This is a genomic window from Stutzerimonas balearica DSM 6083 (assembly GCF_000818015.1).
In the GTDB taxonomy this organism is placed as follows: domain Bacteria; phylum Pseudomonadota; class Gammaproteobacteria; order Pseudomonadales; family Pseudomonadaceae; genus Stutzerimonas; species Stutzerimonas balearica.
Genome location: NZ_CP007511.1, coordinates 349091 through 369649, shown reverse-complemented (window position 1 = coordinate 369649; position 20559 = coordinate 349091). Strand labels below are relative to the sequence as shown.

The following is a 20559-nucleotide window of genomic DNA, read 5'->3' as shown; positions in this document are numbered from 1 at the left end:
TGCACAGCAATGGCATGGATAGGCTGCCCTGACCGGGGGCCAGAGGCGCAGGCGGCGCCGGCGGGCGCACCGGACCCAACTCGGAGCACTGGCATGCAATTTGCTCTCTTGTGAGGCAGGTCGCCTTGGCGGAACATCGCCACCCGGCTTCAACCTCGATACAGGGAAGCTACTGTCACGCTTCCACCACTTGGAGAACACCCATGTCGAAGTCGCTTCAACTGATCAAAGATAACGATGTGAAGTGGATTGATCTGCGCTTCACCGACCCCAAGGGCCGCCAGCATCACATCACCATGCCGGCCCGCGACGCCGATGACGACTTCTTCGAAGTCGGCAAGATGTTCGACGGGTCTTCCATCGATGGCTGGAAGGGCATCGAAGCCTCCGACATGATCCTGCTGCCGGACGACAGCACCGCCGTGCTCGATCCGTTCACCGAAGAGCCGACCCTGATCCTGGTCTGCGACGTCATCGAACCTTCGACCATGCAGGGCTACGAGCGCGACCCGCGCGCCATCGCCAAGCGCGCCGAGGAATACCTCAAGTCCACCGGCATCGGTGACACCGTATTCGCCGGCCCGGAGCCCGAGTTCTTCATCTTCGACTCCGTGAAGTACAAGTCGGACATGTCTGGCTCGATGTTCAAGATCTTCTCCGAACAGGCTTCCTGGAGCAGTGACGCCGACCTCGACGGCCGTCAGGGCAACAGCGGCCACTTCATCCGCGTGAAGGGCGGCTACCTGCCGACTCCGCCGGCCGATCCGGATCACGAGATCCGTACCGCCATGTGCAACGCCCTGGAAGAAATGGGCCAGGCCGTCGAAGTGCACCACCACGAAGTGGCCGGCGCGCAGAACGAAATCGGCGTGAAGTTCAACACCCTGGTGGCCAAGGCTGACGAAGTTCAGACCCTGAAGTATTGCGTGCAGAACGTCGCCGCCGCCTACGGCAAGACCGTGACCTTCATGCCGAAGCCGCTGTACGGCGACAACGGCTCGGGCATGCACGTGCACATGTCCATCGCCAAAGACGGCAAGAACACCTTCGCCGGCGAAGGCTATGCCGGCCTGTCCGATACCGCGCTGTACTTCATCGGCGGCATCATCAAGCACGGCAAGGCGCTGAACGCCCTGACCAACCCGTCGACCAACTCCTACAAGCGTCTGGTTCCGGGCTTCGAGGCTCCGGTCATGCTGGCCTACTCGGCCCGCAACCGTTCCGCCTCCATCCGCATCCCGTATGTCGCCAGCCCGAAGGGCCGTCGCATCGAGGCGCGCTTCCCGGATCCGTCGGCCAACCCCTACCTGGCCTTCGCCGCGCTGCTGATGGCCGGCCTGGACGGCATCCAGAACAAGATTCACCCTGGCGACGCCGCCGACAAGAACCTGTACGACCTGCCGCCGGAAGAAGCGGCCAACATCCCGCAGGTCTGCGGCAGCCTGAAGGAAGCCCTGGAAGCGCTGGAAGCCGACCACGAGTTCCTGCTCAAGGGCGGCGTGTTCACCAAGGACTTCCTGGATTCCTACGTCGAGCTGAAGGCGGCCGAGGAAATCAAGGTACGCACCTTCGTGCACCCGCTGGAATACGATCTGTACTACAGCTGCTGATCGCCGAATCGAGGCCGGCCAACACCGGCCTCGACCGCGCCCACGAACCCCGCCACCCGGCGGGGTTCGTCGTTTATGGGCCACCCGGGCCAAGCGATGGCCGCCATCAGCAGGGCGTCGCAATTCCGCGCGATCGAACTTGCCTGCCATAGCTGGCGGTGCAAGGCTTCGATCACCCAACCCCCGCGGAGCCTTTCCGATGCGCAACGCACTGCTCGGCCTGCTCGCACTGCTGGCCCTCCAGGCACATGGCAGCGAGATCTACAAATACACCGATGCCCAGGGCAACACGGTGTTCACCAACCAGCCACCGGAAAACGTCCAGGCCCAACCCGTCGAGCTGCCGCCGGCCAACACCGTCGATATCCGCACGCCGGAGCCGCCACCGCCGTTGCCGGGCGAGGCGCAGCAGAACGGCCAACCCTATCGGCACCTGGCGATCGCCGGCATCCCCGACGAACAGGCGCTGCGCGCCAACAACGGCACCTTCGTGGTCAGCGCCGAGCTGGACCCGCCTCTGCAACCGAGCCATCGCCTGCGCTTCGTGCTCGACGGCATTCCGCAGGCCGAGCCGAGCCAGGCCACCAGCCTGCAGCTGAACAACATCGACCGCGGCCAGCACCGCCTGGAAGTACAGATCCTGCAGGGCGAACGCGTGATACAGCGCAGTGAACCGCAGCTGTTCACCGTGCAGCGTGCCCACACCTCCAGCCCGGCCCTGCGGGGGCGCTGAGGGTGCAATTGCTCGCCTGGCTTTTGCTGGCCCTGCTGGCCGCCCCGGCACAGGCCGGCATCTACAGTTATCTGGATGCCGAGGGCAACCGCGTCTTTACCGACCGCCCCACTACGGCAGCCGAGCCGATCGAGCTCAAGCCGGCGAACCAGATGCCAGCGATGCCGCTGCCCGCGCCCGCAACACAAGCACCGCCCGCGACGCCCGCACGCGCCGGCTACCAGGCGTTGCGAATCATCAGCCCGGCGGCAGATGCCACCGTCCGCGACAATGCCGGCAACCTGACCATCAACGGCGCGAGCGAGCCACCGCTACGCCCCGGGCACCGCTACCAGCTGCTGTTCGATGGCCAGCCATACGGCGAGCCGGGCGAGTCGGGCACATTCGCCCTGCACAATGTCGACCGCGGCACGCATCGCATCGCCCTGCTGATCCTTGCTGCCGACGGAAGCGAGCTGGCCCGCAGCGCCGAGCAGGACGTCCACCTGCGGCGCATGTCGCTGGCTCAGCGCCGCAAGGCTCGGCCCTGTGCGAAAGACGACTACGGCGTGCGCCTGGAGTGCCCGCTGAAGGACAAGCCGGAAGAAAAACGCGACATCCCGTTCGTGCCCTATCTATGATCAGGCGGCGCACTTTTTTGGTGCGCTAGCTCGCCAACGGCTGCGGGAAAGCCCAATTTGGTTCACGCAGCCTGCCCGAGGCGTGCAGGGAACCGCCATTTCGCGCCGCTATGGCGCGTTGGTTTGCTTCTTGCATTTGACGGTCTACCCACCGGATGCGGACCCGCCATGATCAACGATGCCTTGCAACGCCTGCTGCTCGAGAATCTGACTACCGCAACCCTTCTGCTCAATGCGCGGCTGCGCCTGGAGTACATGAACCCGGCTGCCGAGATGCTGCTGGCGGTCAGCGGCCAGCGCAGCCACGGCCAGTTCATCAGCGAGCTGTTTACCGAATCCCCCGAGGCGCTCTCGGCCTTGCGCCAGGCAGTTGCCGAAGCCCATCCGTTCACCAAGCGCGAGGCGACCCTGACCTCGGTCAGCGGCCAGACGCTGACCGTCGACTACGCCGTGACGCCCATCCCGACGCAGCAGGAAACCATGCTGCTGCTTGAAGTGCTGCCGCGCGATCGCCTGCTACGCATCACCAAGGATGAGGCCCAGCTGTCGACCCAGGAAACCACCAAGCTACTGGTGCGCGGCCTGGCCCACGAGATCAAGAATCCGCTGGGCGGCATCCGCGGAGCGGCGCAGCTGCTGGCCCGCGAGCTGCCCGACGAGCACTTGAAGGATTACACCGAGGTGATCATCGAAGAGGCCGACCGCCTGCGCAATCTGGTCGACCGCATGCTCGGCTCGAACAAGCTGCCGTCGCTGGCGATGACCAATATCCATGAGGTGCTGGAACACGTTGCCAGCCTGATCGAGGCCGAGTCACAGGGACGCCTCATTTTGGTGCGCGATTACGACCCAAGCATCCCGGAAGTGCTGATGGACCGCGAGCAGATGATCCAGGCGCTGCTCAACATCATGCGCAACGCCATGCAGGCGCTGGCCGGGCAGACCGAACTCGGGCTCGGCCGGCTCACCTTGCGCACGCGCACGCTGCGCCAGTTCACCATCGGCCATGTGCGCCATCGCCTGGTCGCACGCATCGAGATCATCGACAACGGCCCGGGCATCCCCGCCGAACTGCAGAACACCCTCTTCTACCCGATGGTCAGCGGCCGCCCCGACGGCACCGGGCTGGGCCTGGCCATCACCCAGAACATCATCAGTCAGCACCAGGGCCTGATCGAGTGCGAGAGCCATCCGGGGCACACCGCCTTCTCGATCTTCCTGCCGCTGGAACAAGGAGCCACAACGCCATGAGCCGAAGCGAAACCGTCTGGATCGTCGACGACGATCGCTCCATCCGCTGGGTGCTGGAGAAGGCCCTGCAACAGGAAGGCATGGACATCCAGAGCTTCGACAGCGCCGACAGCGTGCTCAACCGGCTGGCCCGGCAGCAACCCGACGTGATCATCTCCGACATCCGCATGCCGGGCACCAGCGGTCTCGACCTGCTGGCCAAGATCCGCGAACAGCATCCGCGCCTGCCGGTGATCATCATGACCGCGCACTCGGACCTCGACAGCGCAGTGGCCTCCTACCAGGGCGGCGCCTTCGAGTACCTGCCCAAGCCGTTCGATGTCGACGACGCCGTTTCGCTGGTCAAGCGGGCCTACCAGCATGCCCAGGAGCAGCAGGCCCAGGCGCCGACGCCCGATCAGCACCACACGCCGGAGATCATCGGCGAGGCGCCGGCAATGCAGGAGGTATTCCGCGCCATCGGTCGCCTTTCGCACTCGAACATCACCGTACTGATCAACGGCGAGTCCGGCACCGGCAAGGAGCTGGTCGCCCATGCCCTGCACCGCCACAGCCCGCGTGCAGCCTCGCCGTTCATCGCGCTGAACATGGCGGCGATCCCGAAGGACCTGATGGAATCCGAGCTGTTCGGCCACGAGAAAGGCGCGTTCACCGGCGCGGCCAGCCAGCGCCGCGGGCGCTTCGAGCAGGCCGACGGCGGCACGCTGTTCCTCGACGAGATCGGCGACATGCCGGCCGATACCCAGACCCGCCTGCTGCGCGTGCTCGCCGATGGCGAGTTCTACCGTGTCGGCGGGCATACCCCGGTGAAAGTCGACGTCCGCATCATCGCCGCAACCCACCAGGATCTCGAGGCGCTGGTGCAGGCCGGCAAGTTTCGCGAGGACCTTTTCCATCGGCTCAACGTCATCCGCATCCACATCCCGCGCCTGGCCGACCGGCGCGAGGATATCCCGGCGCTGGCGCGGCACTTCCTCGCCAACGCCGCACAGGAACTGGCTGTCGAGACCAAGCTGCTCAAGCCGGAAACCGAGGAATACCTCAAGCACCTGCCCTGGGCCGGCAACGTGCGTCAGCTGGAAAACACCTGTCGCTGGATCACGGTGATGGCCTCCGGGCGCGAGGTGCATGTCAGCGACCTGCCGCCCGAGCTGCTGCACCAGCACGGCGAGACGCAGCCAGTCGACGACTGGCAGCAGGCACTGCGCAACTGGGCGGATCTGGCCCTTGGCCGCGGCCAGTCGAACCTGCTCGACGAGGCGGTGCCGGCCTTCGAGCGGATCATGATCGAGACCGCGCTCAAGCACACCGCCGGGCGCCGTCGCGATGCCGCGCTGCTGCTCGGCTGGGGGCGCAACACACTGACGCGCAAGATCAAGGAGCTGGGCATGCGTGTCGACGGCGCCGACGAGGACGACGGCGAGGAGGGCTGACGCCGCGAGGCTCAGGATTTGGGGATCAGGGCTACCCTGAGGGCCTGGTCGCGATCTCCTTCGAGGTGCCAGCGACCCTGCAGCGGACGGGTGGCGACGAAGTGCAGCAGCAGGCCCGTCTCGCCGGGCTGCAGCCGCCAGCGCACCGGCATGCCGGCCAGCTGCAGCTCACCGCTGCGGCCCGACGCCTCAGCCGCCAGCAGCAAGGCGAAGGCGCCGTCGACATCCTGCTGCTGACGTACCTCGGGCTCCCCGTCGAACACCAGACGCAGTCCATCCTCGGTCGGTTCGATACGCTGCAACCGCACCGGCTCGGGCGTATCGAGCCGGCCGAGCATCAGCCCGACGAGAAAGCCGATCAGCACCAGCGAAGCGAAAAACCGCCGGCGCAGGCGCGGCATCGGGTCTGGCGCAGTAGAATCGCCGCGGTCGTCCACTCGGGTGCTGCGCATGTTTCACGTGATCCTCTTCCAACCGGAAATTCCACCGAACACCGGCAACATTATCAGGCTCTGCGCCAACACCGGCTGCAGCCTGCACCTGATCGAGCCACTGGGCTACGAGCTGGACGACAAGCGCCTGCGCCGGGCCGGCCTTGATTACCACGAGTACGCCCCGGTGCGCCGCCATGCCGATCTTGCCAGCTGCCTGGCCGCACTGGGCATCGCCCCGCCCGGCACGCCCTGCGACGGCACCGCGCCGCGCCTGTTCGCCTTCACCACCAAGGGCTCGCAGGCCTTTCATGAGGTCGAGTTTCGGCGCGGGGATGCCTTCCTCTTCGGCCCGGAGAGCCGCGGCCTGCCGGACGAGGTACGTGACGCCTTCGCTGCGCAGCGCCGCCTGCGCCTGCCGATGCGCCCCGACAGCCGCAGCCTGAACCTCTCCAACACGGTTGCCGTGGCGGTCTACGAAGCCTGGCGCCAGCTGGACTTTGCGATGGACTGAACGTTGAAATGCCGGTGACGGCCCCCATATCACCCGCATTCGGGCATTCATCGCCCCGCTGCGTGGAGATTTCCCCCTTGACCACCATCGTTTCAGTGCGCCGCAACGGCAAAGTCGTCCTGGGCGGCGACGGCCAGGTTTCCCTCGGCAACACCGTGATGAAAGGCAACGCCAAAAAGGTCCGTCGCCTCTATCACGGCCAGGTACTGGCCGGCTTCGCCGGCGCCACCGCCGATGCCTTCACCCTGTTCGAGCGCTTCGAAGGCCAGCTGGAGAAGCATCAGGGTCATCTGGTCCGCGCCGCGGTCGAGCTGGCCAAGGACTGGCGCACCGACCGTTCGCTGAGTCGCCTGGAGGCCATGCTCGCGGTGGCCAACAAGGACGCCTCGCTGATCATCACCGGCAACGGCGACGTGGTCGAACCCGAGCACGGGCTGATCGCCATGGGCTCGGGCGGCGGCTTCGCCCAGGCCGCCGCGCTGGCACTGCTGCAGAAGGCCGGCGACGACATGTCCGCCCGCGAGATCGCCGAAACCGCCCTGAACATCGCCGGCAGCATCTGCGTGTTCACCAACCAGAACCTGACCATCGAGGAGCTGGACAGCGCGATCTGACAGGCCGATGAAAAACCGGTTGCTGCGGCAATACCGCCTTGCCCGCCTCGCCCAGGTTTTCGAGCTGCCCGTTCATTCACTGTCCAGCTCCCGGAGTATTGAAAAAATGTCCATGACGCCCCGCGAGATCGTCCACGAACTCAACCGCCACATCATCGGCCAGGACGACGCCAAGCGCGCCGTGGCCATCGCCCTGCGCAACCGCTGGCGGCGCATGCAGCTGCCGGCCGAGCTGCGCCAGGAAGTCACCCCGAAGAACATTCTGATGATCGGCCCCACCGGGGTCGGCAAGACCGAAATCGCCCGGCGCCTGGCCAAGCTGGCCAACGCGCCCTTCCTCAAGGTCGAAGCGACCAAGTTCACCGAGGTCGGCTATGTCGGCCGCGATGTCGAATCGATCATCCGTGACCTGGCCGACGCGGCGCTGAAGATGCTGCGCGAGCAGGAAGTGCACAAGATGCGCCACCGTGCCGAAGACGCCGCCGAGGAGCGCATTCTCGACGCCCTGCTGCCACCCGCACGGCCGGTAGGCTTCTCCGAGGAGCCGGTGCAATCCGGCGATTCCAACACCCGCCAGCTGTTCCGCAAGCGCCTGCGCGAAGGCCAGCTCGACGACAAGGAAATCGACATCGAGGTCGCCGAAAGTCCGGCTGGCGTGGAAATCATGGCCCCGCCCGGCATGGAAGAGATGACCAGCCAGCTGCAGAACCTCTTCGCCAACATGGGCAAGGGCAAGAAGAAGAGCCGCAAGCTGAAGATCAAGGATGCGCTCAAGCTCGTCCGTGACGAGGAGGCCGCACGCCTGGTCAATGAGGAAGAACTCAAGGCCCGCGCGCTGGAGGCGGTCGAGCAGAACGGCATCGTCTTCATCGACGAGATCGACAAGGTCGCCAAGCGCGCCAACGCCGGCGGCGCCGACGTGTCACGCGAAGGCGTGCAACGCGACCTGCTGCCGCTGATCGAGGGCAGCACGGTGAACACCAAGCTGGGCATGATCAAGACCGACCACATCCTGTTCATCGCCTCGGGTGCCTTCCACCTGTCCAAGCCCAGCGACCTGGTGCCGGAACTGCAGGGCCGCCTGCCGATCCGCGTCGAACTCAAGGCACTGTCGCCGGAGGACTTCGAGCGCATCCTCACCGAGCCGCACGCCTCGCTCGCCGAGCAGTACCGCGAGCTGCTCAAGACCGAGGGGCTGCAGGTCGAATTCCTCGAGGACGGCATCAAGCGCATCGCCGAGATCGCCTGGCAGGTCAACGAGAAGACCGAGAACATCGGCGCACGTCGCCTGCATACGCTGCTCGAGAGGCTGCTCGAGGAGGTTTCGTTCAGCGCCGCAGACCTGGCGGTCAAGCAGGATGGCGAGGCGATCCGTATCGATGCCGCCTACGTCAACGAGCACCTCGGCGAACTGGCGCAGGACGAAGACCTGTCGCGCTACATCCTCTAACCGCTGCGGCCGATCCTTCCGGAGCGTTGCATGCGCATTCCTACTGCGATCAAGCTGCACAAGGCCTCGAAGACGCTGGAGCTGGAGTACGGCGCCAGCGAGCGCCATGTCCTGCCGGCCGAATTCCTCCGCGTGCATTCGCCCTCGGCCGAAGTGCAGGGCCACGGCAACCCGGTGCTGCAGACCGGCAAACTGAACGTCGCGCTGGACAAGGTCGAGCCGGCCGGCCAGTACGCGCTGAAGCTCACCTTCAGCGATGGCCATGACAGCGGGCTGTATTCCTGGGAGTACCTCGACCACCTGGCGCAGAACCAGCAGGCGCTCTGGTCCGACTATCTGCAAGCGCTGGAGAAGGCGGGCAAGTCACGCGACCCGGACGAATCGGTGGTCAGGCTGATGCTCTGAGCACGCAGCCGGAGGATGGATGTCGCTTCCTGCATCCACCTCAGCGCGGCGCGGTGGATCGGTGAAACGCGAGCAACGCTGGCTCGATGTCCACCTCTGGCGGAGCACAAGCGCGATGCGCCGGCTCAGGCCAGTGCCTTGTCCAGTGCGCGCTCGATCTGCCCCTGGATGCTCGGCCCCATCGCCGACAACAACAGCCCCAGGTTGAGCAGCACCTTCACCCGATCCTCGCCCACTTCAATGTGGCCGTCCGCGCCGCTGCGCCGTACGGCCAGCACGTCGCCCTGCCACTGGCAGCTCACACCGAACTCGCTGGCCAGCCGTCCGGCCAATTGCTCGGCCTTGGCACGCGCGGCTTCGCGACCGAGGCTGTGGGAACGCTCAACGATGATTCGGGCCATGCCGACTCCTGACTGCGGGCCGATGAACGGCCGGCACTATACAGCAGCGCGGCGGCAGCAAAACCGCGCAGCCCGATCCAGATCAAGTTTTCCGCTCAGGCCATCGCCCGCCCCGGCACAAGCGTGGAGCTTGCCAACGCCTTTGGGTTTAGAATGCCGCGACATTCTTCCGGTGACAGTGACATGACCGATCCTCGCAAAGTGCATGACGCAGAACCGACCACCCACTTCGGCTACAAGAGCGTGCCGGAGAGCCAGAAGGCGCAGAAGGTGGCCGAGGTGTTCCACTCCGTGGCCGCCAAGTACGACCTGATGAACGACCTGATGTCTGGCGGCATCCATCGCCTGTGGAAGCGCTTCACCATCGAACTGTCCGGCGCGCGTCAAGGCAACCGGATTCTCGACATCGCCGGCGGCACCGGCGACCTGACCCGGCAGTTCTCGCGCATCGTCGGGCCTACCGGCGAGGTGGTGCTGGCCGACATCAATGCCTCGATGCTCAAGGTCGGCCGCGACAAGCTGCTGGACAAGGGCGTGGCCGGCAACGTCAAGTTCGTACAGGCCGATGCCGAGAAGCTGCCCTTCCCGGACAACCACTTCGACGTGGTCACCATCGCCTTCGGCCTGCGCAACGTCACCCACAAGGAAGACGCGATCGCCTCGATGCTGCGCGTGCTCAAGCCGGGCGGCCGCCTGCTGGTGCTGGAATTCTCCAAGCCGACCAACCAGCTGTTCTCCAAGGCCTACGATGCCTACTCGTTCAGCCTGCTGCCGATGATGGGCAAGCTGATCACCAACGACGCCGACAGCTATCGCTACCTGGCCGAGTCGATCCGCATGCACCCGGATCAGGAAACCCTCAAGGGCATGATGGAAACCGCCGGCTTCGAGCGCGTGACCTATCACAACCTGACCGGGGGCATCGTCGCCCTGCACCGCGGAATCAAACCCTGATGCTGCGCCAGGCTCTGCTTGCCAGCGCCGAGCAGGGGCTCAACCGCGTGTTGCGGCTGGACCCCACGGCCCTGCCGCGCCTGGCGCGGCTGGCAGGACGCATCATTGAGATCGACTGCAGCGCGCCGGCCATGCAGCTCTTTGTGCTGGTCGAGGAAGACGGCCTGCGCCTGGCCTCGAGCTGGGCGGCCGACGCCGACTGTCGCCTGCGCGCACCGGCCTCCAGCCTGGTTCGCCTGCTCGTCAGCCGCCAGAAGACGGCCGTGCTGCACGAGCCACAAGTCAGCATCGACGGCGACAGTGGCGTGCTGATGAGCCTGGCCGAAGTGCTGCAGGACCTCGAACTGGACTGGGAATACGAAGCGTCGCGCTGGCTCGGCCCGGTCGGCGCGCAGCTGCTCGGCACAGGGGTGCGCACACCCACCCGCTGGCTGCGCGAGAGCGGCGATTCGCTACGCCAGGACCTGGCCGACTACCTCACCGAGGAAAGTCGTGCACTGGTCGGCCAGCAAGAGGCCGAAGTCCGCTTCAGCGAAATCGATGAGCTCAAGCTGGCGCTCGACCGCCTCGAGGCGCGCATCGAGCGCCTCGCCCACAACCTCGCGCCAGAAAAACCCGAATGAAGCTGTTCGCCGCCGCCGCTCGCCTGTTTCGCATCCTGCTGGTGGTGATCCGCTACCGCCTCGATGACATCCTGCTCGATCTGCCGATGCCATTCTGGCTGCGCGCCAGCAGCTATCTGCTGCCCTGGCGCTGGATCCCGCGCCGCCATAGCGCCTTGAGCCGCGGCGCCCGCCTGCGCCTCGCGCTCGAAGGGCTGGGGCCGATCTTCATCAAGTTCGGCCAGATTCTCTCGACCCGTCGCGACCTGCTGCCGCCTGATATCGCCGAGGAACTGGCGATGCTGCAGGACCGCGTCCCCCCTTTCGACTCGGCCGTCGCCACGGCACTGATCGAACAGCAGCTCGGCGCGCCGATCGACAAGCTGTTCGCCCGCTTCGACACCAAGCCACTCGCCTCGGCGTCGGTCGCGCAGGTCCATGCCGCACGCCTGCACACCGGCGAAGAAGTCATCGTCAAGGTCGTCCGGCCGAACCTGCGCCCGGTCATCAGCCAGGACCTGGCCTGGCTGTTCCTGCTGGCACGCTCGGCCGAACGCCTCTCCGCCGACGCGCGACGCCTGCACCTGGTCGAGGTGGTCGACGACTACGCCAAGACCATCTACGACGAGCTCGACCTGTTGCGCGAGGCGGCCAACGCCAGCCAGCTCAGGCGCAACTTCGAGGGCTCGCGGCTGCTCTACGTACCGCAGGTGTACTGGGACTACTGCCGCCCGCAGGTGCTGGTCATGGAGCGCATCTACGGTGTTCCGGTCACTGACATGGCGGCGCTCAAGCGGCAGAACACCGACATGCGCCAGCTGGCCGAGCGCGGTGTGGAGATCTTCTTCACCCAGGTGTTCCGCGACAGTTTCTTCCACGCCGACATGCATCCGGGGAACATCTTCGTCAGCACGCGCGAGCCCTGGAGCCCGCAATACATCGCGGTGGACTTCGGCATCGTCGGCAGCCTGACGCCGGAGGACCAGGACTACCTGGCGCGCAACCTGGTGGCCTTCTTCAAGCGCGACTATCGCAAGGTCGCACAACTGCACATCGACTCGGGCTGGGTACCGGCCGAAACCAAGGTCAACGAGTTCGAGGCGGCGATTCGCACCGTTTGCGAGCCGATCTTCGAAAAGCCGCTGAAGGACATCTCGTTCGGCCAGCTGCTGGTACGCCTGTTCCAGGTGGCGCGACGCTTCAACATGGAGGTGCAGCCCCAGCTGGTGCTGCTGCAGAAGACCCTGTTGAACATCGAGGGACTGGGACGCGAGCTCTATCCCGAGCTGGACCTGTGGACCACCGGCCAGCCCTACCTCGAACGCTGGATGCGCGAGCGCATGAGCCCCAAGCAGGTGCTGAAGAATGTGCAGGCCCAGGTCGAGCAGTTGCCACACCTGGCCAACATGACCCGCGAGCTGCTCGAACGCATGTCGCACCCGCATGCCGACAACCCACCGCCGCCCTGGCAGCACCACCCGCGCGGCTGGCCGCTGCGGCTGCTGGGCGCGCTGCTGCTCGGCGGCGGTGCGGTACTGGCCGCCGAAGCCGCGACCTTGACCGCCGTGGCGGCATGGCCGGCCTGGCTGATGCTCGTCGCGGGTACCTATATCGTCGTACGCCGATAGCCAGCTGCGGGGGCGGCTGGCACACTGGACGGCACTGAGCGGAGAATTCGATGAACTGGCTGGACGAGATCAATTGGAACGCCGACGGGCTGGTCCCGGCGATTGCGCAGGACCACCAGACCGGCCGTGTACTGATGATGGCCTGGATGAACCGCGAGTCGCTGCAGCTGACGGTGCAGGAGAGCCGCGCCATCTACTGGTCACGTTCGCGCGGCAAGCTGTGGCGCAAGGGCGAGGAATCCGGCCATGTGCAGAAACTGCACGAGCTGCGCCTGGACTGCGACGCCGATGTGATCATCCTGATGGTCGAGCAGATCGGCGGCATTGCCTGTCATACCGGGCGGCAGAGCTGTTTCTATCGGGTACTGGAGCAGGACCAGTGGAAGACCGTCGAGCCGGTACTCAAGGACCCGCACGCCATCTACGCGGAGCACAAGCATGAGTGACACCCTGACCCGGCTGGCCGAAGTGCTCGAGGCGCGCAAGGGCGCCGCGCCGGAGAGTTCCTATGTCGCCAGCCTGTATCACAAGGGGCTGAACAAGATTCTGGAAAAGGTCGGCGAGGAATCGGTGGAAACCATCCTGGCCGCCAAGGATGCCGCAGGCAGCGGCGACTGCAGCGACGTCATCTACGAAACCGCCGACCTCTGGTTCCACAGCCTGGTCATGCTTGCCGCCCTCGGCCAGCATCCGCAGGCGGTACTGGATGAGCTGGATCGACGTTTCGGCCTGTCCGGGCACGCGGAAAAAGCCGCGCGCCCGCAAAACTGATTCACTTCGGAGACAACATCATGGGTCTTGGCGGCATCAGCGTCTGGCAACTACTGATCATCCTGCTCATCGTCATCATGCTGTTCGGCACCAAGCGCCTGAAGGGCCTGGGGTCGGACCTGGGCGATGCGATCAAGGGCTTCCGCAAATCGATGGGCACTGACGAGGAAAAGCCCGGCGTAGAGGAAAAACCAGGGCAGACCATCGATGCCCAGGCACGCAAGGTCGACGATCCGGCGAAAAAAGACTGACACAGGCGCGCCGCGATGTTCGATATCGGTTTTACCGAACTGCTGCTGGTCGGGCTGGTGGCGCTGGTGGTGCTCGGCCCCGAGCGCCTGCCCGGTGCCGTGCGCACGACGGGCCTGTGGATCGGCCGGCTCAAGCGCAGCTTCGCCAACATCAAGGCCGAAGTGGAGCGTGAGATCGGCGCGGACGAGATCCGCCGCCAGCTGCACAACGAGCGTATCCTCGATCTGGAGCGCGAGATGAAACAGAGCATCATGCCTCCGGGCAACAGCGGTGCCTCGGCGCCGAGCAGCCCGCCGAGCCCGGCTGCCGAGCCTTCGGCAGCCGCACCGGCCAAGCCGGCCGGCGATGCCGAAACGGCACGCGAGGATGTACCCGCCGCGGCTTCCGAAAAGCCCTCCGCCCCGACTGAACGCCCCAATCCATGAGCAAGCCGTCCCTCGACGATCAGGAAATGCCGCTGATCGCGCACCTCACCGAGCTGCGCAAGCGCCTGCTGCGCAGCGTGATCGCCATTGGCCTGGTGTTCGCCGGGCTGTTCTACTTCTCCCAGCAGATCTACGCGCTGGTGGCCGCTCCGCTGCGCGCCTACCTGCCCGAAGGCGCGACGATGATCGCCACCGGGGTGGCCTCGCCATTCCTCACCCCGTTCAAGCTGACGCTGATGGTCGCGCTGTTCGTTTCGATGCCGATCATCCTGTATCAGATCTGGGGCTTCATCGCGCCCGGCCTGTACAAGCACGAGAAGCGCATCGCGGTGCCCTTGCTGATCTCCAGCATCTTCCTGTTCTACGCTGGGATGGCCTTCGCCTACTTCGTGGTGTTCCCGATCATGTTCGGCTTCTTCGCCAGCGTGACGCCCGAAGGCGTGGCGATGATGACCGACATCGGCCAGTACCTGGACTTCGTGCTCACGCTGTTCTTCGCCTTTGGCGTGGCCTTCGAGATTCCGGTGGCGACCTTTCTGCTGATCTGGGTCGGCATCGTCGAGGTGCAGACGCTGCGCAAGAGCCGGCCCTACGTGCTGGTCGGTTGCTTCGTGATCGGCATGGTGCTGACGCCCCCCGACGTGTTCTCGCAGACCCTGCTGGCGGTGCCGATGTGGCTGCTGTTCGAAGCCGGCCTCCTGTGTGGCAGCATGATCAGCAAGCGTGAAGCCGCGTTCCGCGGCGATGCCGAAGGCGACAGCGAAGCCGACAGCCAGCCACCCGCGCCGCGCCCGTGAACCTGCTGCTGCTCGAGCCGGCCGACTTCATCGCCGCCGACCGCGTGCTGCTGCGCGGTCGGCGGCTGAAGCACATGCGCGAGGTCCATCGGGTCGAGGCCGGTGAATGCCTGCGGGTCGGCCTGCTCGGTGCGCAGATGGGCAGCGGTCGGGTGCTGCGACTCGATGAGCAAGAGGCGGAACTGGCGGTCGCCTTCGACCAGCCGCCGCCGGCCAAGCTGCCGATCACCCTGCTGCTGGCCCTGCCCCGACCGAAGATGCTGCGCCGGGTGCTGCAGACGGTCGCCGCGATGGGCGTGCCGCGCCTGGTGCTGCTCAACAGCGTCCGGGTGGAAAAGAGCTTCTGGCAGACGCCCTTTCTCGAGCCCGCTGCGATCCGCGAGCAACTGATCCTCGGGCTGGAACAGGCCCGCGATACCGTGCTGCCGACCGTTACCCTCGAGAAGCGCTTCAAGCCGTTCGTCGAGGATCGGCTTCCCGCGCTGGCCGCCGGCACCCGCGGCCTGGTCGGCCATCCGGGCGATTACCCGCCCTGCCCGCGCGCGCTGAGCGAGCCGGCGACGCTGGCCATCGGCCCCGAGGGCGGCTGGATTCCCTACGAGGTTGAAAAGCTTGGCGAGGCCGGGTTGCAGCCCGTCCAGCTCGGCGAGCGCATCCTGCGCGTGGAGACAGCCGTCAGCGCGCTGCTGGCTCGCCTGTATTGAGGCACTCGCCGCGCCGATGAACGGCGGGCACAGTGGCGCCGTGCCTCGGTCAGATGCACGTACCCAACGAGTAGGTGACTGCCCATGCGCCCCCTGACCATCGACATGCACCGCCTCGAATACGCGCTGGACCACCGCGACACCAGCGAGCACTACCTCGACCTGGAGACCGGCCAGATCCTCGCCGTGCTACCCGGCCAACCGACGCCCGGCGCCGAGGAGAAGTACGACGTGCAGGACGACCGCCACCTGCACATCGAACCCCTGGAGTTGGCCCAGCACCTGGCCATGCGCGAGGCGTTTCTGTTCACCCAGCACGATCCGCACGCGCACGCGGTACTGGCCAGCGCACTGGGCGGACGCAAGCCGCTGCGCACCTTCGACTTCAAGCTCGAGGATTTTCCGGCAGTGCGCCAGGCCTGGCTGCGCTACCAGGAGGTTCAGCTGCGCGAATACGCCACCACCTGGCTACGCGAGAACGGGCTGGAGCCGGCCCACACGGCTAGCTTTCCAGCAGAAAGGTGACCGGCCCGTCGTTCTGCAGGAAGACCTGCATATCGGCGCCGAAGCGCCCGCAGGCGGTCGGTGCGTGCTGTGCGCGCGCCCGGCTGAGCAGGTAATCGTAGAGCGCCGCCCCATGCTCCGGCGGCGCCGCGCTGGAAAAGCTCGGCCGTAGCCCGCTGCGGGTGTCGGCCGCCAGGGTGAACTGCGAAACCAGCAGCAGGCCGCCCCCGACGTCCTTGAGCGAGCGGTTCATGCGCTCCTGGTCGTCGGCGAATACCCGGTAGTTGAGCAGCTTGTGCAACAGCTTGTCGGCACGGGCCTGGTCGTCGTCGCGCTCCACCCCGACCAGCACAAGCAACCCCTGATCGATCGCCCCGATCACCTCGCCAGCCACCTCGACCCTGGCCTGACGTACCCGCTGGATCAGCGCCTTCATCAGGCGTCCTCCGCCGGCGGCAGGTCGAGCAGACGGTGCGCGATATCCGCCGCCGCCCGCACCAGCGCATCGGTGATGCCGCATTCGGCCGCCGAGTGGCCAGCGTCGCGGATGATCTGCAGCTCGCTTTGCGGCCAGGCCTGGTGCAGTGCCCAGGCATTGTCCAGCGGACAGATCGAATCGTAGCGCCCGTGCACGATGATGCCCGGCAGGTGAGCGATCCTGGGCATGTCGCGCAGCAGTTGGTCGGGCTCGAGAAAGGCCTGGTTGATGAAGTAGTGGCATTCGATGCGCGCCATCGCCAGCGCCCGGTGCGCATCGCCGAAACGGTCGACGACCTGGTGGTTGGGGCGCAGCGTGGCGGTACGCCCTTCCCAGCAGGACCACGCCTTGGCGGCGTGCATCTGGGCGATCTGGTCGCTGCCGGTCAGGCGCGCATAGTACGCGCCGATCAGGTCGTCGCGCTCCTGGGGCGGGATCGGCGCAAGAAACTCTTCCCAATAGTCGGGGAACAGCCGGCTCGCGCCGTCCTGGTAGAACCAGCTCAGGTCCTGCGGGCGGCAGAGAAAGATGCCTCGCAGGATCAGCGCATGCACCCGCTCGGGATAGGTCTGGGCGTAGGCCAGCGACAGCGTCGAGCCCCAGGAACCACCGAACAGCACCCATTTGTCGATACCCAGGTGCTCACGGATGCGCTCCATGTCAGCGATCAGATGAGCGGTCGTATTGTTTTCCAGGCTCGCATGCGGCGTGGAGCGGCCACAGCCGCGCTGATCGAAGGTGACGATGCGATAGATGGTGGGGTCAAAGAACCGCCGGCTCAGGGCATCGCAGCCGCCGCCAGGACCACCGTGCACGAAGAGCACCGGCAAACCGTCCGCCACGCCGCTCTCGTCGACATAGAGCACATGGGGCTCCTGCACCGCCAGCTCGTGTCGCGCATAGGGTTTGATCTCCGGATACAGGCTCTGCATGGCACACTCCCGCGTCTGCATGGCGGGCATCGGGCCCGCATGAGTTTTCCCGGCATCATAACGAGGTTGGAGCACTTGGGCATGTCACCCCGCATCCTGCTAGCGCTGTTGCTGAGCCTCCTGCTCGCCGTGGGCGGCTGCGAACGCGACGACGCGCAGGCCGCGCTCGAAAAGGCCGCCAGCGAACTGCAGGAGAGCCTCGAGGCGAAACGGGTCGCCGCCCTGCGCGACGCTCTGCACCCGGACTTCCTCGCCCAGGACAGGCACGACCGCAACTGGGCGACGCGCACTGCCGGTACGCTGTTCCTACGTCACCGAAAGGTGCGGGTGCTGGTCCTCAGCGGATCCAGCTGGATCGATCCGGCGCTGCCGGCGCGCGGCTTCAGCGAAGCGCAGGTCACCCTGAGCGGCGCCGAAGGCCTGCTGCCCGAGCGCCTCGGGCATTACCAGGTGCGCCTGGAGTGGTGGCGCGAAAACGAGCGCTGGCTGCTGGCGCGTCTGTACTGGCAGTGAGCGGCGGCTCACTGCGTCTCGCCGCGCCAGATCAGCTCGCGGGTGTCGTAACCACGCGCATGGGCTTCATCCAGCAGACGCTCTCGCGTCTCGGTGGAAACCTCGGGCGTGCGCGAAAGCAGCCAGAGGTACTCGCGGTCCGGGCTGCCGACCAGCGCCACGCGGTAGTCGGGATCGAGATAGAGCACCCAGTAATGACCGCGGGTCAGGGTCGGGAACAGCCGGCTGAACCAGTTATCGAAGCGCACCCACAGGCGATCGCTGCGGCCGGGCTCCTGAGGCACCGCTGTGCCCGTCGCTTCCTGCCATTGGACATCCTCGGTCCGGCAGCGATTGGTCACCGCGACACGCTCGTCGCCCTGCAGGCGATAGTGCGCCTCCGATTCCACGCAGTTGCGCTGGAAGAACATCGGCAGACGGGCCAGTTCGTACCAGGTGCCCTGGTAACGGGCCAGGTCCACCTCACCCGCGGTGTAGGGTTCCTGAGCCGGCTCGCTGGCACAGCCGGCGGTCAGCAAGAGGGCGAGGAGCAGGCTCGGAAAACGCATGAAACCTCCGTCATTTCAGGCCTTTGCCGGAGAACATCATGACCTGGTCACCGGCGAACTGGATGCTGATGAAGCGGTTCTTGTCGCCCCAGGTGCAGCTCGACATGCCGAGCGCTCCGGCACACTCCTCAGGCTTGCCCAGCAGCTGCTCGACCTGCGCCCGGCTCATGCCGGCCTCGAGCTTGGCGTAGTTCTCCTGAGTGATCGGGCTGCAGCCGCCAAGCGCGAGCAGAACGGTCAGCAGGGCAAAGGGACGCAAAGACATATCGGACTCCTTGAAGTGTCTAGACACGATAGCGGGCCAGAGATTCAGCGCCAGCCGCGCTCAGAAGCCTGAGCCGGGCTCGGCCAGATAAGCCAGTTCGGCCGCCGTCGAATCACGGCCGAGAATGGCGTTGCGATGCGGAAAACGCCCGAAGCGGGCAATCACGGCGCGGTGGCGCTGTGCGAAATCGAGAAAGTCGGCGAACAAGGCCTGCTCGTCCGCTGCCGCATGCTCGCGCAGCGCACCGAACTGCAGCACCGCCTGCTCCTGCAGGGCCAGGTTCTCGGCGTGCTCGAGCACCAGATAAACGAACACCCGCTGGATCGGCGCGAGCAGCACGTCGCCACCCTGCACCAGGCCGTCATGCACGAGATGCTGCGCGCGGGCATCGCCGGCAAACGCCTTGGGCGTATTGCGGTAGATCATCCGGGGCAGCTGATCGAGCAGCAGGATCAGCGCCAGCCAGCCCTGCGGCGTCGCCGCCCAGTCACCAAGCCCGCCACCGAGCGCCTCGTCGACCTGGCTACCGAACCGCTCGGCGGCCTCGGCATCCTGCTCGGGGCGATAGCCGAACCACAGCCGGTGCTTTTGCGCAGCGACCTCCCCGGCCGTGGCGCCGTCGCCGAACCACCAGTCGAGCAACGCCTGCCAGGGGGCCTGCATGGCTCAGGCCTGGTGGTAGCCGGTCACGCGCTCGACTTCTTCCTTCGAGCCGAGGAACACCGCCACGCGTTGATGCAGCGATTCGGGCTGGATATCGAGGATGCGCTGCGTGCCATTGGTGGAGGCGCCGCCGGCCTGTTCGATGATCATCGACATCGGGTTGGCCTCGTACATCAGGCGCAGCTTGCCGGGCTTCTCCGGCTCGCGGGCGTCGCGCGGGTACATGAAGATGCCGCCGCGCGTCAGGATACGGTGCACATCGGCCACCATCGAGGCGATCCAGCGCATGTTGTAGTTCTTGCCCAGCGGGCCTTCCTTGCCGGCCAGCAACTCGCTGACGTAGCGCTTGACCGGCTCTTCCCAGTGGCGCTGGTTGGACATGTTGATGGCGAACTCGGCGGTCGATTCCGGCACGCGCAGGTTTTCGTGGGTGAGCACGAAGCTGCCCAGCTCGCGGTCGAGGGTGAAACCCATCACGCCGTGGCCGAGGGTCAGTACGAGCATGGTCTGCGGGCCGTAGATGGCGTAGCCGGCGGCGACCTGCTTGGTGCCCGGCTGCAGGAAGGCTTCCTCGCCGAGGGCGTCGTTCTGGCTGAAGCAGGCATCCGGGCAGCGCAGCACCGAGAAGATGGTACCCACCGAGACGTTCACATCGATGTTCGAGGAGCCGTCCAGCGGATCGAATACCAGCAGGTACGCCCCCTTGGGGTACTTGCCGGGAATCTGGTAGGCGTTGTCCATTTCTTCCGAGGCCATGCCTGCCAGGTGCCCCCCCCACTCGTTGGCCTCCAGCAGGATCTCGTTGGACAGCACGTCGAGCTTCTTCTGTACCTCGCCCTGCACGTTCTCGCTGCCGGCGCTGCCCAGCACGCCGCCCAGCGCGCCCTTGGAAACCTGATGGCTGATGGCCTTGCACGCACGTGCCACCACCTCGATAAGGAAGCGCAGGTCCGCCGGGGTATTGTTACTGCGGGTCTGCTCGATCAGGTAGCGGCTCAGGGTGATGCGTGACATGGACTGGCTCCAGAGGGGGAAAAAACCGACGCAGTTTAGCAGGCCGG

The 20559-nt window shown here is 66.0% G+C and carries 28 protein-coding genes; 20 read left to right on the top strand and 8 right to left on the bottom strand.

Going from position 1 to position 20559, the window contains the following annotated elements; all coding sequences use genetic code 11:
* The first annotated feature begins 203 nt into the window (after positions 1–203).
* The 5 genes from glnA (at position 204) to ntrC (ending at position 5647) form a co-directional block, all read left to right on the top strand.
* Positions 204–1610 (top strand): type I glutamate--ammonia ligase, encoded by a 1407-nt coding sequence (gene glnA / locus CL52_RS01635; protein WP_043218017.1) that lies wholly within the window; start codon positions 204–206, stop codon positions 1608–1610.
* A gap of 199 nt (positions 1611–1809) precedes the next feature.
* Positions 1810–2343, top strand: a complete 534-nt coding sequence (locus CL52_RS01630; RefSeq protein WP_043218015.1) for a DUF4124 domain-containing protein — start codon at positions 1810–1812, stop codon at positions 2341–2343.
* An 8-nt stretch (positions 2344–2351) separates the two neighbouring features.
* Positions 2352–2963 carry a DUF4124 domain-containing protein gene (locus tag CL52_RS01625; protein ID WP_369804579.1) on the top strand — a complete coding sequence of 204 codons (612 nt, stop codon included), beginning with the start codon at positions 2352–2354 and terminating at the stop codon, positions 2961–2963.
* Between the two features lie 168 nt (positions 2964–3131).
* Positions 3132–4214, top strand: coding sequence for a nitrogen regulation protein NR(II) (glnL, locus tag CL52_RS01620; RefSeq protein ID WP_041108509.1), 1083 nt, complete (start codon positions 3132–3134; stop codon positions 4212–4214).
* A complete protein-coding gene (gene ntrC, locus CL52_RS01615) occupies positions 4211–5647 on the top strand; it encodes a nitrogen regulation protein NR(I) (RefSeq protein ID WP_043218013.1) in 1437 nt (478 codons plus the stop codon). The genes glnL and ntrC overlap by 4 nt, the downstream gene beginning before the upstream one ends.
* An 11-nt stretch (positions 5648–5658) precedes the next feature.
* On the opposite strand, the gene CL52_RS01610 is transcribed toward ntrC, so the two are convergent.
* Positions 5659–6099, bottom strand: a complete 441-nt coding sequence (locus CL52_RS01610) for a hypothetical protein (protein WP_043218011.1) — start codon at positions 6097–6099, stop codon at positions 5659–5661.
* Between CL52_RS01610 and CL52_RS01605 the strand changes: the two genes are divergently transcribed.
* The 4 genes from CL52_RS01605 to CL52_RS01590 all read left to right on the top strand — a co-directional run bounded on the left by CL52_RS01605 (position 6098) and on the right by CL52_RS01590 (position 9061).
* On the top strand, positions 6098–6592 hold the full coding sequence (locus CL52_RS01605; protein WP_041108516.1) for a tRNA (cytidine(34)-2'-O)-methyltransferase: 495 nt from the start codon (positions 6098–6100) through the stop codon (positions 6590–6592). The two genes, CL52_RS01610 and CL52_RS01605, sit on opposite strands and share 2 nt — an antisense overlap.
* 77 nt (positions 6593–6669) lie before the next feature.
* Positions 6670–7206 (top strand): ATP-dependent protease subunit HslV, encoded by a 537-nt coding sequence (gene hslV / locus CL52_RS01600; protein WP_043218008.1) that lies wholly within the window; start codon positions 6670–6672, stop codon positions 7204–7206.
* Positions 7207–7312: 106 nt separating this feature from the next.
* Positions 7313–8656, top strand: coding sequence for an ATP-dependent protease ATPase subunit HslU (hslU, locus tag CL52_RS01595; protein WP_041108520.1), 1344 nt, complete (start codon positions 7313–7315; stop codon positions 8654–8656).
* 30 nt (positions 8657–8686) lie between these two features.
* Positions 8687–9061 carry a gamma-butyrobetaine hydroxylase family protein gene (locus CL52_RS01590; RefSeq protein ID WP_043218007.1) on the top strand — a complete coding sequence of 125 codons (375 nt, stop codon included), beginning with the start codon at positions 8687–8689 and terminating at the stop codon, positions 9059–9061.
* A 125-nt stretch (positions 9062–9186) separates the two neighbouring features.
* Here the strand turns inward: CL52_RS01590 and CL52_RS01585 are convergent, their stop codons facing one another.
* The gene (locus tag CL52_RS01585; protein ID WP_041108524.1) at positions 9187–9462 is read right to left on the bottom strand and encodes a polyhydroxyalkanoic acid system family protein; all 276 of its coding nucleotides are present in this window, start codon (positions 9460–9462) and stop codon (positions 9187–9189) included.
* A 183-nt stretch (positions 9463–9645) separates the two neighbouring features.
* Here CL52_RS01585 and ubiE point away from each other — a divergent pair, with 183 nt between their 5' ends.
* The 10 genes from ubiE (at position 9646) to CL52_RS01535 (ending at position 16120) form a co-directional block, all read left to right on the top strand.
* Entirely contained in the window at positions 9646–10416 is a 771-nt protein-coding gene (gene ubiE / locus CL52_RS01580) for a bifunctional demethylmenaquinone methyltransferase/2-methoxy-6-polyprenyl-1,4-benzoquinol methylase UbiE (RefSeq protein ID WP_041108526.1), read from the top strand.
* Positions 10416–11039, top strand: a complete 624-nt coding sequence (locus tag CL52_RS01575; protein WP_041108528.1) for a ubiquinone biosynthesis accessory factor UbiJ — start codon at positions 10416–10418, stop codon at positions 11037–11039. The genes ubiE and CL52_RS01575 overlap by 1 nt, the downstream gene beginning before the upstream one ends.
* A complete protein-coding gene (gene ubiB / locus CL52_RS01570) occupies positions 11036–12646 on the top strand; it encodes a ubiquinone biosynthesis regulatory protein kinase UbiB (protein WP_041108530.1) in 1611 nt (536 codons plus the stop codon). Before CL52_RS01575 ends, ubiB begins: the two co-directional genes overlap by 4 nt.
* A gap of 50 nt (positions 12647–12696) precedes the next feature.
* Complete coding sequence (gene hisI, locus CL52_RS01565) at positions 12697–13092, top strand: phosphoribosyl-AMP cyclohydrolase (RefSeq protein ID WP_043218003.1); 396 nt, start codon at positions 12697–12699, stop codon at positions 13090–13092.
* Positions 13085–13417 carry a phosphoribosyl-ATP diphosphatase gene (locus tag CL52_RS01560; protein WP_041108534.1) on the top strand — a complete coding sequence of 111 codons (333 nt, stop codon included), beginning with the start codon at positions 13085–13087 and terminating at the stop codon, positions 13415–13417. The genes hisI and CL52_RS01560 overlap by 8 nt, the downstream gene beginning before the upstream one ends.
* 20 nt (positions 13418–13437) lie before the next feature.
* Positions 13438–13668: a twin-arginine translocase TatA/TatE family subunit gene (gene tatA / locus CL52_RS01555; protein WP_041108536.1), complete on the top strand. Its 231-nt coding sequence runs from the start codon at positions 13438–13440 to the stop codon at positions 13666–13668.
* 15 nt (positions 13669–13683) lie between these two features.
* The gene (gene tatB, locus CL52_RS01550; protein ID WP_043218000.1) at positions 13684–14094 is read left to right on the top strand and encodes a Sec-independent protein translocase protein TatB; all 411 of its coding nucleotides are present in this window, start codon (positions 13684–13686) and stop codon (positions 14092–14094) included.
* Positions 14091–14891, top strand: a complete 801-nt coding sequence (tatC, locus tag CL52_RS01545) for a twin-arginine translocase subunit TatC (RefSeq protein ID WP_041108540.1) — start codon at positions 14091–14093, stop codon at positions 14889–14891. The genes tatB and tatC overlap by 4 nt, the downstream gene beginning before the upstream one ends.
* The gene (locus CL52_RS01540) at positions 14888–15595 is read left to right on the top strand and encodes a 16S rRNA (uracil(1498)-N(3))-methyltransferase (protein ID WP_041108542.1); all 708 of its coding nucleotides are present in this window, start codon (positions 14888–14890) and stop codon (positions 15593–15595) included. Before tatC ends, CL52_RS01540 begins: the two co-directional genes overlap by 4 nt.
* Positions 15596–15679: 84 nt before the next feature.
* Positions 15680–16120, top strand: a complete 441-nt coding sequence (locus tag CL52_RS01535) for a UPF0158 family protein (RefSeq protein WP_043217998.1) — start codon at positions 15680–15682, stop codon at positions 16118–16120.
* Here the strand turns inward: CL52_RS01535 and dtd are convergent.
* Positions 16098–16535: a D-aminoacyl-tRNA deacylase gene (dtd, locus tag CL52_RS01530; RefSeq protein ID WP_043217997.1), complete on the bottom strand. Its 438-nt coding sequence runs from the start codon at positions 16533–16535 to the stop codon at positions 16098–16100. The two genes, CL52_RS01535 and dtd, sit on opposite strands and share 23 nt — an antisense overlap.
* Positions 16535–17509 (bottom strand): prolyl aminopeptidase, encoded by a 975-nt coding sequence (pip, locus tag CL52_RS01525; protein WP_041108545.1) that lies wholly within the window; start codon positions 17507–17509, stop codon positions 16535–16537. The genes dtd and pip overlap by 1 nt, the downstream gene beginning before the upstream one ends.
* A gap of 81 nt (positions 17510–17590) precedes the next feature.
* Here pip and CL52_RS01520 point away from each other — a divergent pair, with 81 nt between their 5' ends.
* Positions 17591–18022, top strand: a complete 432-nt coding sequence (locus tag CL52_RS01520) for a hypothetical protein (RefSeq protein WP_043217994.1) — start codon at positions 17591–17593, stop codon at positions 18020–18022.
* Between the two features lie 8 nt (positions 18023–18030).
* On the opposite strand, the gene CL52_RS01515 is transcribed toward CL52_RS01520, so the two are convergent.
* From CL52_RS01515 to CL52_RS01500, 4 genes are read right to left on the bottom strand one after another with little or no spacing between them, the layout of a single operon-like run.
* Entirely contained in the window at positions 18031–18570 is a 540-nt protein-coding gene (locus tag CL52_RS01515; RefSeq protein ID WP_043217992.1) for a lipocalin family protein, read from the bottom strand.
* A gap of 10 nt (positions 18571–18580) precedes the next feature.
* Entirely contained in the window at positions 18581–18835 is a 255-nt protein-coding gene (gene bamE, locus CL52_RS01510; protein WP_041108548.1) for an outer membrane protein assembly factor BamE domain-containing protein, read from the bottom strand.
* Positions 18836–18895: 60 nt separating this feature from the next.
* Complete coding sequence (locus CL52_RS01505; protein ID WP_041108549.1) at positions 18896–19498, bottom strand: DUF924 family protein; 603 nt, start codon at positions 19496–19498, stop codon at positions 18896–18898.
* A gap of 3 nt (positions 19499–19501) precedes the next feature.
* The gene (locus CL52_RS01500; RefSeq protein ID WP_041108550.1) at positions 19502–20512 is read right to left on the bottom strand and encodes a class 1 fructose-bisphosphatase; all 1011 of its coding nucleotides are present in this window, start codon (positions 20510–20512) and stop codon (positions 19502–19504) included.
* Positions 20513–20559: the final 47 nt, after the last annotated feature.

Bases quoted from the DNA above. Each gene is read 5' to 3' on its own strand.
- CL52_RS01630 (WP_043218015.1), top strand. From the start codon at position 1,810: ATGCGCAACGCACTGCTCGGCCTGCTCGCACTGCTGGCCCTCCAGGCA.
- pip (WP_041108545.1), bottom strand. From the start codon at position 17,509: ATGCAGAGCCTGTATCCGGAGATCAAACCCTATGCGCGACACGAGCTG.
- ntrC (WP_043218013.1), top strand. From the start codon at position 4,211: ATGAGCCGAAGCGAAACCGTCTGGATCGTCGACGACGATCGCTCCATC.
- tatB (WP_043218000.1), top strand. From the start codon at position 13,684: ATGTTCGATATCGGTTTTACCGAACTGCTGCTGGTCGGGCTGGTGGCG.
- bamE (WP_041108548.1), bottom strand. From the start codon at position 18,835: ATGTCTTTGCGTCCCTTTGCCCTGCTGACCGTTCTGCTCGCGCTTGGC.
- CL52_RS01500 (WP_041108550.1), bottom strand. From the start codon at position 20,512: ATGTCACGCATCACCCTGAGCCGCTACCTGATCGAGCAGACCCGCAGT.
- tatA (WP_041108536.1), top strand. From the start codon at position 13,438: ATGGGTCTTGGCGGCATCAGCGTCTGGCAACTACTGATCATCCTGCTC.
- tatC (WP_041108540.1), top strand. From the start codon at position 14,091: ATGAGCAAGCCGTCCCTCGACGATCAGGAAATGCCGCTGATCGCGCAC.
- CL52_RS01535 (WP_043217998.1), top strand. From the start codon at position 15,680: ATGCGCCCCCTGACCATCGACATGCACCGCCTCGAATACGCGCTGGAC.
- CL52_RS01590 (WP_043218007.1), top strand. From the start codon at position 8,687: ATGCGCATTCCTACTGCGATCAAGCTGCACAAGGCCTCGAAGACGCTG.
- hslU (WP_041108520.1), top strand. From the start codon at position 7,313: ATGTCCATGACGCCCCGCGAGATCGTCCACGAACTCAACCGCCACATC.
- CL52_RS01560 (WP_041108534.1), top strand. From the start codon at position 13,085: ATGAGTGACACCCTGACCCGGCTGGCCGAAGTGCTCGAGGCGCGCAAG.
- ubiB (WP_041108530.1), top strand. From the start codon at position 11,036: ATGAAGCTGTTCGCCGCCGCCGCTCGCCTGTTTCGCATCCTGCTGGTG.
- CL52_RS01575 (WP_041108528.1), top strand. From the start codon at position 10,416: ATGCTGCGCCAGGCTCTGCTTGCCAGCGCCGAGCAGGGGCTCAACCGC.
- CL52_RS01610 (WP_043218011.1), bottom strand. From the start codon at position 6,099: ATGCGCAGCACCCGAGTGGACGACCGCGGCGATTCTACTGCGCCAGAC.
- ubiE (WP_041108526.1), top strand. From the start codon at position 9,646: ATGACCGATCCTCGCAAAGTGCATGACGCAGAACCGACCACCCACTTC.
- CL52_RS01520 (WP_043217994.1), top strand. From the start codon at position 17,591: ATGTCACCCCGCATCCTGCTAGCGCTGTTGCTGAGCCTCCTGCTCGCC.
- glnA (WP_043218017.1), top strand. From the start codon at position 204: ATGTCGAAGTCGCTTCAACTGATCAAAGATAACGATGTGAAGTGGATT.
- CL52_RS01605 (WP_041108516.1), top strand. From the start codon at position 6,098: ATGTTTCACGTGATCCTCTTCCAACCGGAAATTCCACCGAACACCGGC.
- CL52_RS01515 (WP_043217992.1), bottom strand. From the start codon at position 18,570: ATGCGTTTTCCGAGCCTGCTCCTCGCCCTCTTGCTGACCGCCGGCTGT.
- glnL (WP_041108509.1), top strand. From the start codon at position 3,132: ATGATCAACGATGCCTTGCAACGCCTGCTGCTCGAGAATCTGACTACC.
- dtd (WP_043217997.1), bottom strand. From the start codon at position 16,535: ATGAAGGCGCTGATCCAGCGGGTACGTCAGGCCAGGGTCGAGGTGGCT.
- hisI (WP_043218003.1), top strand. From the start codon at position 12,697: ATGAACTGGCTGGACGAGATCAATTGGAACGCCGACGGGCTGGTCCCG.
- CL52_RS01505 (WP_041108549.1), bottom strand. From the start codon at position 19,498: ATGCAGGCCCCCTGGCAGGCGTTGCTCGACTGGTGGTTCGGCGACGGC.
- CL52_RS01585 (WP_041108524.1), bottom strand. From the start codon at position 9,462: ATGGCCCGAATCATCGTTGAGCGTTCCCACAGCCTCGGTCGCGAAGCC.